3 protein-coding genes are annotated in these 11706 nt (G+C 75.4%); all 3 read left to right on the top strand.

All coding sequences use genetic code 11. The features are described from left to right. Window positions 1-11: 11 nt before the first annotated feature. Genes ACFVQZ_RS30900 through ACFVQZ_RS30890 form a run of 3 tightly spaced genes read left to right on the top strand, consistent with a single transcriptional unit; the run spans window position 12 to window position 11696 of the window. Window positions 12-6416 carry a beta-ketoacyl synthase N-terminal-like domain-containing protein gene (locus tag ACFVQZ_RS30900; protein WP_383628034.1) on the top strand — a complete coding sequence of 2135 codons (6405 nt, stop codon included), beginning with the start codon at window positions 12-14 and terminating at the stop codon, window positions 6414-6416. Then, entirely contained in the window at window positions 6409-7530 is a 1122-nt protein-coding gene (locus tag ACFVQZ_RS30895) for a DNA alkylation repair protein (RefSeq protein WP_030497258.1), read from the top strand. Before ACFVQZ_RS30900 ends, ACFVQZ_RS30895 begins: the two co-directional genes overlap by 8 nt. Next, window positions 7527-11696, top strand: a complete 4170-nt coding sequence (locus ACFVQZ_RS30890) for an aminotransferase class I/II-fold pyridoxal phosphate-dependent enzyme (RefSeq protein WP_383628031.1) — start codon at window positions 7527-7529, stop codon at window positions 11694-11696. The genes ACFVQZ_RS30895 and ACFVQZ_RS30890 overlap by 4 nt, the downstream gene beginning before the upstream one ends. Window positions 11697-11706: the final 10 nt, after the last annotated feature.

The following is an 11706-nucleotide window of genomic DNA, read 5'->3' as shown; positions in this document are numbered from 1 at the left end:
AAAGGACAACTGTGAGCGAGCTCGACACCCGCATCGCCGTCATCGGCCTCGCGGTAAGGCTCCCCGGCGCCGAGGACGTGACCGACCTGACGGCCATGCTGGGCGGCGACGGCGTCGAGGTCGGCGAGGTCCCGCCGAGCCGGTGGGCCCGCCACCTGTACCTCGGCGAGGCGCCGCACCGCGGCACCCACCACCGGGGCGCCTTCCTGGTCGACCCGTTCTCCTTCGACCACGAGGCCTTCGGCATGACCGCCGAGGACGCCGTCCTCCTCGACCCGCAGCAGCGGGTCATGCTGGAGGTCGGCGCCCGGGCCCTGGAGGACTCGGGCTACCTGGGCGCGCGCCGCAGGCTCGACGCGGGCGTGTTCATCGGCGCCCGGATGAACGCCTACGGCTTCGACCGGGGCCGCGGCACGGTCGCGCCCGGCGGCCTCCCGGACCCGCCGGCGCCCGGCCCGGCCGGCGCCGCCGGGCCCGGCCCGGCCGCCCTGTGGGGCCGCTCGCAGAACTTCATGGCGGCCTGGCTGTCCGACCGCTTCGACCTCGCGGGCCCCAGCCTCGTCGTCGACACGGCCTGCTCCTCGTCGCTCTCGGCGGTCTGGCTCGCCTGCCAGAGCCTCGCGTCCGGAAGCTGCGAGGTGGCCCTCGTCGGCGCGGTCGACCTGCTGATCGACCCGCTGACCTTCGTCCTCCTCTCCCGCACCGGGGCGCTCTCACCGGACGGGCTCTGCCACACCTTCGACAGCCGGGCCAACGGCTACGTCCCCGGCGAGGGGGCCGCCGCCCTGGTGCTGAAGCCGATGGCGGCGGCGCTGCGCGACGGGGACCTGGTCCTCGGCGCGATCAGCGGGGTCGCGGTCAACAACGACGGCCGCACCATGGGCGTCACCACGCCCAACCTGGAAGCCCAGATCGACCTGCTCGACAAGGTGTACCGGACCGTCGACCCGGCGACCGTGCAGTACGTCGAGGCGCACGGCACCGGCACCGCCATCGGCGACCCCATCGAGGTGCGGGCCCTCACCGAGGTCTTCGGGCGCCACGGCGTGCCGCGCAACTCGGTCGCGCTCGGCTCGGTCAAGCGCCGGATCGGCCACCTCCACTCGGCCTCCGGGCTTGCCGGACTCGCGAAGATCATCGTGTCGCTGCGCGAGGGCACCGTACCGGCCGTGGCCGTCGAGTCCCCGAACCCCCGCCTCAACCTGGCCGACAGCCCCTTCCACCTGCCCGAGACCGCCCGGCCCTGGCCCGACGCGCCGGTCCGCCGGGCCGCCGTGAGCGGCTTCGGCTTCGGCGGCACCAACGCGCACGTCGTGGCCGAGGCGGTCCCCGCCCCGGCCCGCCGGACCGGGACGGCTCCCGCCGGGGCCCGTCGGCCCGTCCACGTCCTGACGCTCTCCGCCGACACCGCCTACGGGCTGCGCGAACTGTGCGCCCAGTGGGTCCAGTTCCTGCCGTCCCTCCAGGACCGGCCGGAGGAGCTGGCCGACGTGTGCACCACCGCCCGGCTCGCCCGCCCGCACCGCGCCGTCCGGCTGGCCGTCGTCGGCGAGGACGCGCGGGAGCTGACGGCCGCCCTGCGCGCCAGGCTCCTGACGCCCGGAGCCCCCGGCACCGGCGCCGGCACGTCCCGCGCCACCGTCTCCGTACGTCCCGAGGCCGCCGCCGCGCCACCCGCGTGGCTCACCGCCCTCGACCGCTCCACCCCCGCCGTGCACGAGGTCGTGCGCCTCTTCGAGACGGCCACCGGCACCCCGTTCGCCGCGTTCTCCGGCGAACTGCTCCGCATCCTCTCCGGGGTCGCCCTCGCCATCGCGCTGCGCGACCTGGGGCTGCCCGGCAGCGCCGTCGACCTCCCGCCCGGCTGGGAGGCGGTCGCCGACTTCGTACGGGGCGGCCTGCCGCTGGAGCAGGCGCTCGGCGAGGTCCTGCGGCGCGACGGCGACCCGGCCCGCGACGCCGGACACCCGGACACCGCCGCCTTCGGCACCGGCGGCCCCGACGTCGGCGCGCGCCTGGCCGGGGCGCACGACGAGCGGACCGCCGCGACCGTACTGGCCGCGATCGCCGCCGAACTTTTCGAGGCCGGACGGGACATCGACTGGGCCGCGTTCCAGAAGAGCACCGGCGCCGCCGCGTGGAGCAAGCGCCTGCTGCCCGTCGCCCAGCCGCGCGGACGCGCCCTGGACCTCGCCGAGCCGCTGCGGTCCGCCGAACCGGGCTCGCCCGCCGAGCTGGTGGCCGACGACGGCCCCGCCGGATACACCTACGCCCGGGTCTTCGGGCCCGGCGAGGTGCCCATCGCCCAGCACTCCGTGTACCGCACGCTGATGCTCCCGGGCGTCGCCTGGTTCGACTTCCTGCGCGAGGGCGCCGCCCTGCGCGGCGAGCCGTTCCACGGCGCGACGGACGTCCTCTTCCACCGCCCCCTCATCCCCGCCGGGGCGCGCCGCGTGGTCGGCCGGGTCGACGGGGACGGGCGGTTCCGGGTGGAGGACGGCGAGACCGGCGACGTCTTCGTCACCGGCCGCCTCGCCACCCGTGCCGAGCCGGCGCCCCGCCTCCCGGTCGCCGCCCTGCTGGCCGACTGCGCCGGCTCCGCCCTCCACGCTGGTTCCGGCATGTACCGGTGGCTGCGGCGCATCGGCTACCACCACGGGCGCTACTACCGGAACATCTCCTGGGTGGCGAGCCTGCCGGACGGCGGGACCCTCGCCCGGATCGAGGGCCCTCGCCAGCGGGAGCTGAACCCGCCCGGCGTCCAGCTCTTCCCGGGCCTCCTGGACAGCGTGACCGTGGCGGCCATCGACCCGGCCAACCCGGTCTTCGGCACCGCCGACGCCTCCGCGTTCATCCCGCTGTCGGTCGGCCGGCTCGATGTCCTGGGCCCGCTGGACGACGCCGCGTACGTCCGTACCGAGATCGCCTTCTGGAACGACGAGGCGTGCCGGGTCACCCAGACCGTCACCGACGAGTCGGGCACGCCGCTGCTGGTCTTCGGCGACATGTCCTCCAAGCGCGTCCCGGCGATGGCGTTCCGCGAGGACCCCGCCACCGACGCCACCGCCACCGGGCCTGCCGAGGCCCCGGCCGCCCCGGCTCCGGCCGCTCCGGCCCCGGTCACCCCGGCCGCCGGGCCCGTCCCCGCCGCCGTCGCACCGCTCCCGGCCGAGCCCGCCCCTGCCGCCGCGCCCGCCGCTCCGGCGGTTCAGGCCGCCCCCGCCGCCGCGGTCGGTACGCCGTCCGCGCGGGCGCTGGCCTGGTTCCTGGCGCTGACCGGCACGTCCGAGGAGCACGCCGACACCGAGTTCCTCTCCGCCGGCTTCGACTCCGTCGGCCTGGTGGGGCTGAGCGAGCGGATCTCCCGGGAACACGACCTGTCCCTCTACCCGACGGTCTTCTTCGAGTACCCGACGCCCCGCCAGTTCGCCGACTTCCTGACGGAGGAGGCCCCGGAGCTCGTCGACCGGCTCCCGAGCCCGTCCGCCCCGCAGGCCCCCGAGGCCCCGCAGGCCGCCGAGGCCCCGGCGGCCCCGCGGACCCCGACGCCCCCGGTCGCCGAGGCGGCCCCCGTGATGGAGCCGGCCCCCGTGGCCCCGGCGCCTCCGGTGGTCCCGCAGGCGCCGCCCCGGCCCCCGGAGCCGCAGCGGGCACCCGCCACGGCGGCGGGCGTCACGGCCGTCCACAGGCCCCGCTCATCCGACGAGGCCGCGTCCGCGCCCGGCGGGGCCGCCCCCGCGACCCGGCCGCGCGACGTCGCGGTCGTGGGCGCCGCGGTCAGGCTGCCCACCGCCGGTTCGCTGACCGCCTTCGCCGACCTGCTCGTCGAGGGCCGCGACACCGTCGGCCCACTGCCCGAGAGCCGTCGGGGTGACACCGCCGGACCCCTCCCGCACGCCTCCTTCCTCGACCGGGTCGACGAGTTCGACCCGGCCCCCTTCCGGATATCCGCCCGCGAGGCGCCGCTGATCGACCCGCAGGCCCGCATCGTCTACGAGACGATCTGGGAGGCACTGGAGGACGGCGGACGCGCCGGCGCCCGCGCCGACGAGGCCCGCACCGGCCTGTGGATCGCCTACAGCCACGACCACTACCACGAGGAACGCTTCCGCCACGGCGTGCCCGAGGGCCGCGGCCTGGGCCTGGAGGCGATGATCGCCAACCGGCTCTCGTACCTGATGGACTGGCGCGGCCCCAGCACGGTCGTCAACACGCTCTGCTCGTCGTCGCTGGTCGCCCTGCACTCCGCGCTCCAGCACCTGCGCTCCGGCGACATCGACACGGCGGTCATCGGCGCCGTGCACGCCGGCATCAGCCCGGAGTACTTCCGGTCGATGGGCGACATGATGGCGCTCTCCCCGCGCCACCGCAGCCGCGCCTTCGACAGCACCGCCGACGGCTTCGTCCCCGGTGAGGGCGCCGTGGCCGTGGTGCTGCGGCGCTGCGACGACGCGCTGCGCGACGGCGACCGGATCCGGGGCGTCGTCAAGGGCGCGGCCGTGAACCACGGCGGCCGTACCACGCGCTACTCGGCGCCCAGCCCGCGCGCCCAGGCGGAGGTCATCACGGCCGCGCTCGCGGACGCGGGGGTGTCGGTGGAGTCGATCGGCATGGTGGAGGCGCATGGTACGGGGACGAGTCTGGGTGATCCGATCGAGGTCGAGGGGCTGACGCGTGCGTGGCGTGCGACGACGGACCGTTCGCAGTTCTGCGCGCTCGGCTCGCTCAAGAGCAACGTCGGTCATCTGGAGCCCGCCGCGGGTCTCGCCGGACTCGTCAAGCTGCTGCTGTCGATGGAGCGGGGCCTGATCCCGCCGTCGCTGCACGTGGTGCGGCCCAACGACCACATCCGCTTCGAGGACACCCCGTTCTACCTGGCCGACGGCGTGAAGGAGTGGCCGCGTCCCGAGGACGGTCCGCGGCGTGGCGCGGTGAGCGCGTTCGGGATGGGCGGGGTCAACGCCCACGTGATCGTCGAGGAGCCGCCCGCGGCCCCGGCCCGGGAGGTCGTGGCGCAGGAGTCGTACGTGGTGCGCGTGGACGCGGCCGACGAGTCCTCCGTCCGGGCGCTGGCCGGGTCCTACGCGGACGCCCTGGCCGAGGTGGACGCCGACCGGCTGGGTGACTTCGCCTTCACGGCCAACACGGGCCGGGCGGAGGGCAGGTTCGGTGCGGTCGTGTCGGGGGGTGACGCGGGTGAGCTCGCGGTCGCGCTGCGGGACGTCGCCTCCGGCACCTCCGCCGTCGCCCGCAAGGGCGGCCGGAGCTCCGCGCCGGTCGCCTTCATGTTCACCGGGCAGGGCTCGCAGTACGCGGGCATGGGCCAGGGGCTCTACCGCACGGAGCCGGCGTTCCGGGCGGCGCTCGACGAGTGCGCCGACCTGCTCGCCGGAGAGCTGGAAGTCCCGCTGCTGGACCTGCTGTTCACCGACGCCTCCGGCACCCTCGGCCGCACCCGGTTGGCTCAGGTGGGGATTGTGGCGGTGCAGGTGGGGTTGGTGCGGTGGTTGGAGTCGGTGGGGGTGCGTGCGGATGTGGTGGTGGGTCACAGTCTGGGTGAGTTGACGGCTGCGTGGGCTGCGGGTGTGGTGGGTCTGGGGGATCTGCTGCGTCTGGCGGTGGTGCGGGGTCGGTTGATGGAGTCGCAGCCGGGTGAGGGTGCGATGGCGGCGGTGCACGGGGATGTGGACGCGGTCCTGGAGGTGCTGCGGGGGTTTCCCGGTGTGGAGGTGGCGGCGTTCAACTCGCCCGGGGTGGTGACGGTTTCGGGTCCGGCGGGTGTGGTGGCGCGGTTCCGTGAGGAGTCGGGTCTGCGGTCGCAGCCGTTGGTGGTGAGCCACGCTTTTCATTCGGCTTTGATGGAGGGTGCGGTTGCGCCGTTCGCCGAGGCGGTGTCGGGGGTGGTGTTGTCGGCTCCTTCGGTGGCGTTCGCTTCGTCGGTGTCGGGTGGGTGGCATACGGCGGAGTCGGCGGTGGATCCGGGGCATTGGGCGCGGGGGATTCGTGAGCCTGTGCGGTTCTCGGAGGCTGTCGCGTTGGTGGGTTCGGTGGGTGCGGGTGTGGTGTGGGAGATCGGTTCCCAGCCGCAGTTGACGTCGTTGGCGCGGGCGTCGTGGCAGGGGGGTGAGCCGGTGTGGTTGACCACGCTGCGGCGTGATCGTGTCGACCAGGCCGAGGTGCATGGCGCTCTCGCCGCTTACGCGAACACCGGGTCGGGAGCCGTGGACTGGGCCGGTGTGCATGCCGGCAAGGGCCATCGGACGACGACCCTGCCGACCTACCCCTTCAACCGGCAGCGGTACTGGGTCTCCCCGCCCACGCCCACCCCCGGCACCACCACCCCGAACCACTCGCAGGACCCGCAAGACAGGCAACACCCGTACGACAGGAACGAGAGGCACCAGCACCATGGCTAGCGAGTACGGACTGAAGCGTCACTTCAACGGTGACGCGGCTCGCCTCATCGGCGGCAAGATCCGGGCCGTTCACCCCGGCTTCGACGTGGAGGACTATGCGGCCGAGGTCGAGAAGCGGATCCCCGGACTGGAGCTGAAGGACCGCGTGATGGTCCTCGCGGAAGGGCTGCGGACGCGGCTCCCCGAGGACTACACGGCGGCCGTGCCGATCCTCCTCGCGATCCTCGAGGACGAACTCGCCGAGGGCGAGGGCATGTTCAACAGCAGCTGGTTCCTCATGCCGGTGGCCCGCTTCGTCGAGGAGTACGGCCTCGACCACCCCGAGCTGTCCCTCGACGCCATCGAGGAGATCACCAAGCGGCACACTGGCGAGTACGCCATCCGGCCCTACCTCGAGCAGCACTACGAGCTGACGATGGAGCGGGTCGCCCGCTGGGCCGTCAGCCCCAGCCACAACGTGCGCCGGCTGGCCACCGAGGGCGTCCGCTCCCGGCTGCCCTGGCACCGCGCGCTCGCCGTCTTCATCAAGGACCCGCACCCGGTCCTGGAGATTCTCGAACCGCTGCGCAGCGACTCCTCCGAGTACGTGCGCAAGTCCGTCGCCAACAACCTCAACGACATCTCCAAGGACCACCCCCAGGTCGCCCTCGACACCGCGCTGCGCTGGCTGGAGGAGAGCCCCACCCCCGAGACCCGCTGGATCGTCAAGCACGGCCTGCGCACCCTCGTGAAGAAGGGCGACCAGCAGGCCCTGGCCCTCCTCGGGGCGACCGGCGGCGAGCACGTGCTCGTACCCCGGCTGCGGATCTCCCCGGACGCGGTCACCGTCGGCGACACCCTCGTCATCGACTTCGACATCGAGAACACCGACGACCGCCGGCACAGCCTCGCCATCGACTACGTGGTGCACCACGTCCGCAAGAACGGGCGCAGCATCCCCAAGGTCTTCAAGCTGACCACGCTCGAACTCGGCCCCGGCGAGAAGCGGACGCTGGAGAAGTCCCACCCCATCAGGGAGGTCCAGACCCGCACGTACTACCCCGGCGAGCACGCCGTCGACATCCAGGTGAACGGCCTCGTGCGGGCCACCGGCCGCTTCGGGCTGCGCACATGAGCGCCCGCCGGATCACCCTCAGGGCCGCCGACCCGCTGGTCGCCGACCACCGGATCGGCGGCGTCCCGGTCGTGCCCGCCGCCGCGCAGATCGACGCCCTGCTCGCCGCCCGCGACGCCGAGCGGCCCGACCGGGTGTGGAAGCTGGAGCAGATCGCGTTCAGGGCGCCGCTGACCGTCCCCGGTGCCGAGGCAGGCATCGAGGTGGCGGCGGCCGGGGACGGCCGGTACGCGATCCGCTCCGTGCCGTCGGCGCCCGGCGAGGAGCCGGTCGAGCACAGCGCCGCCCGCGTGACCGGCACCCCGCTCCCGCCGCCCCGGTACGTCGACGTGGCCGGGCTCAGGGCGGGCTGCACCCAGCAGGTCCCGCTGGCGGACCTGGCGGCCTGGCGGGACGCGAGCGGCATCGCCTACGGGCCCGCCTACCGGGTCATCCGGTCGGCGCACCGCGGCCCCGGCCGCATGCTGCTGATGCTCCGCGCCGAGGACGGCGCGGACGGCGGGGCGGTGCCCCCGTTCGTCCCGCCGCCGCTGCTCGACAGCGTCTTCCAGGCGCTCGGCATGCTCGACGACGGTTCGGCCGGGGCGTGCCTGCCCTGGTACGTCGGCCGGCTGGTGGCCCGCCGCCGGATCTCCGGCACGGTCATCGCCCTGGTCGAGCGGGACGAGCCCGCCGACTCCGGCTCCGGCGCCACGTCCGCGGGCGCCGTGCGCGGCCGGGCCGTGGTCTGCAACCAGCAAGGGGAGGTGCTTCTGGAACTGGACCGGATCACCCTCAAGGCCGCGGGGCCCATCGCCGCGCCCCGGCAGGCCGGCGCCCCCGCGGCGCCCGACGCGACCGGCACCGCCCCGGTGACCGTCCCGGCGCTCCGGCCGGCCGGCGCCGTGGCGCCCGCGCGCCCCGTCGCTCCGGTGGCACCCGCCGGGGGCGACCCGGCCGGCACCGGCCGGGCACCGGCGGTGGTCCCGATGACCGAGACCCTGGTCTGGCGGGAGGTTGCCCCCGCGACCGCCCGCCCTGCCGGGGCCGGCGGGTCCACCGGACCCACCGCCCCCGGCCCGGCGACCGGCCCCGGGGAAGCGGCCGACGCCGGCCCGGCGGCCGCCGCCGAGGGCACCGTCCTGGTGGTGGCGGCGCACGCGCCCCGCGCGCCCGAGGGCCGCCGGGTCCTCCACCTGACGCCGCAGCGGTTCGCCGACGAGGGCCTCGACGCCCTGCCGGAGGGCACCGTCCCGCGGGACGTCGTCTACGTGGCCCCCGACGGTCCGGCCGCGGCGGACGACGCGGCGGCGGCGACCAGGGCCTTCCAGGACGTCTTCGCCCTGGTCCGCCGGCTCGCCGCCCGCCCGCCCATGCCCGACCTGCTCATCGTCACCGGCACCGCGCACGCGGTGGCGGAGGGGGACCTCGTCGACCCCCTCATGACGGCCCTGTGGGGCCTCGGCCGCACCCTGCGCGTCGAGCACCCCCGCACCAGGGTCCGCCTGGCCGACCTCGGCTCCGGCCGGGGCACGGCCGCCGGAGCGGAGGGCGACGACGGCGCCGCCCTCTGGGAGGCGCTGCGCCGGGACGGCACGGAGCTCGCCCTCCGGGACGGCGTCTGGTACGAGCCCTCCCTGCTGCCGGCGCCCCCGGCGCCCGCCCGCGAGGTGCGGTACCGGGGCGGTCGGTTCCTGATCACCGGCGGCATGGGCGGCATCGGCCTGCGCGTCGCCGAGTTCCTCGCGGACGAGGGCTGCGCCCGGCTGACCCTGGTCGGGCGGACCGTCCCGGAGCGGGGCGAGGCCCGCGAGCGCCTCGACCGGCTCGCCGGGCGCTGCGACCTCGACATCGTGGCCGCCGACGTCCGCTCCCTCGACGAGGTGCTCTCCGGTCCCTTCGACGGGGTGTTCCACGCGGCGGGCGTACTGCGCGACGGACTCGCCCGCAACCTGACGCCGGACCGGGTCGCCGCCGTCCTCGGCCCCAAGGTCGGCGGCACGCACGTCCTCGCCGACCTCGTCGCGGGCGGCGAACACCCCGGTTTCGTCGTCCTGTTCTCCTCGATCGCGGCCGTCCGGGCCAACCTCGGCCAGAGCGCCTACGCCGCGGCCAACGGCTACCTGGACGGCTACGCCGCCCGCCGGCGGGCCGAGGGCCTGCCCTGGTACAGCCTCGGCTGGGGCCTGTGGACGGTCGGCATGGGCGAGGCCATCGCCCCCAAGGCCGCCGCGCACGGCGTCGCCGCGCTCACCGAGGACGACGGCATCGCACTGCTCCGCACGGCCCTGGGCCGCCCGCCCGCGCACTACGTACTCTCCGCCGCGAACGCGAAGGACGCACCCATGACTGCTGTCACGCCCGACGCCGGCCTCTGGCCGTCGCTCACCCTCGCCCTCCGGAAGGTCCTGCACGTCGACTCGGTCTCCGCCGAGGACGACCTGCTGGAGCTGGGCCTCGACTCGATGATGGCCGTCGAGTTGGCCGCCTCGCTGGCCTCCGACGGGCTCGACGTGGACCCGATGGTGTTCTTCGAGCAGACCCGGGTCGGCTCCCTCCTCACCCACCTGGAGAGCCTGCCGCGCGACGCCGCCGCGCAGGCGCCCGCGGCCCCCGCCGCGCAGGCGCCCGCCCTGTCCATACCGGCGCCCCGCGAGTCGCCCTACGAGGCCCCCGCGGCGGCCCCCGCCCCGGCCGCCCCGGCGACCGCCGTACGGGCCCCGGCGCAGCCGCCCGTGCAGGAGCCGGCCCCCGCCCGGGCCGCCGACGGCTTCGTGCCCGACTGGGACCGCTTCCGCGACACGGACCCCGCCCCGGCGGCCCGGCCGACCCAGGCCCAGGCCCCGGCCCCCGCGCCCGCCCGGACGGCGTCCCCCTCCACGGGCCCGACGCCCGCGCCGGCGTCCGCCGCCCTGCCCGCCCCCGGCGCGGAGCCGGCCGCGTCGACCCGCGTCCCCCGCCGTACGCTGCCCGGACGACTGGCCGACGCCCCGCACGGCACCTTCCTCGACCGCCGCATCGACGCGCTGTCGGGCGACGACCGCGGGATCGTCGCGCGCGGCGAGTACTTCTACGAGCCGGTGATCGAGGAGGCGTCGGGCTCCCGCATCAAGTTCGACGGCCGCTGGTTCCTGAACTTCGCGTCGTACAGCTACCTCGGGCTCATCGGGCACCCCTACATCGACGACCAGGCGCTGCGCGCCGTCGAGCAGCACGGGACCGGCGCGCACGGCGTGCGCCTGCTGGCCGGCACCCTGCACCTGCACCGCGAGCTGGAGCTGGCGCTCGCCCGCTTCCTCGGCGCGGAGGACGCCATCGTGTTCTCCAGCGGCTACATGGCGAACGTGGCCACGGTCGGCGCCCTCGTCGGCCCCGGCGACACCGTCATCGGCGACGTCTACAACCACGCCAGCATCCTCGACGGCTACCGGCTTTCCGGGGCCAAGGTCGTCACCTACGCCCACAACGACCTCGCCGACCTCGAGCGTGCCCTGCGCAAGGCGGGCGACGGCGGCCGCCTGGTGGTGACCGACGCGGTGTTCAGCATGGACGGCGACGTGGCCGACCTGCCCGGCATCCTGGAGCTGTGCGAGCGCTACGACGCCCCGCTGATGGTCGACGAGGCGCACAGCCTCGGCGTGCTGGGTGACACCGGGCGCGGTATCACCGAGCACTTCGGCATCGACCCGGACCGCGTCCACGTCAAGATGGGCACGCTCTCCAAGACCGTGCCGAGCGCGGGCGGCTACGTCGCCGGCTCCCGTGACCTGATCTTCGCCCTGAAGAACAACGCGCGCGGCTGGATGTTCTCCGCGGCGGCCACGCCCGCCCAGGTGGCCGCGGCCAAGGCCGCCGTCGAGGTGATGGCCGCCGCGCCGTCCCTGACCCGCGAGCTGCGGGCCAGGACCACCCGGTACCGCGACCAGCTGCACGCCCTGGGCTTCGACACGCTCGCCAGCGAGACACCCGTCGTGCCCCTCATCTGCTCCAGTGCCGACCAGGCCGTGGAGATGGCGCGGCTGTGCCAGCTCGACGGGCTCTTCGTCCAGCCGATCGTGTACCCGGCCGTGCCGCGGACCCTTCCCCGGCTCCGGACGATCGTCAACCTCAGCCACACGGACGCCGACCTGGACGCGGCGGTCGTCACGCTCGAGAAGGCCGGCCGCGCCTGCGGCCTCATCCGCTGACCCGCCGGTG

The sequence above is a fragment of the Streptomyces sp. NPDC057854 genome (assembly GCF_042797055.1).
Classification (GTDB): domain Bacteria; phylum Actinomycetota; class Actinomycetes; order Streptomycetales; family Streptomycetaceae; genus Streptomyces.
This window is presented reverse-complemented; position numbering and strand designations above follow the sequence as displayed.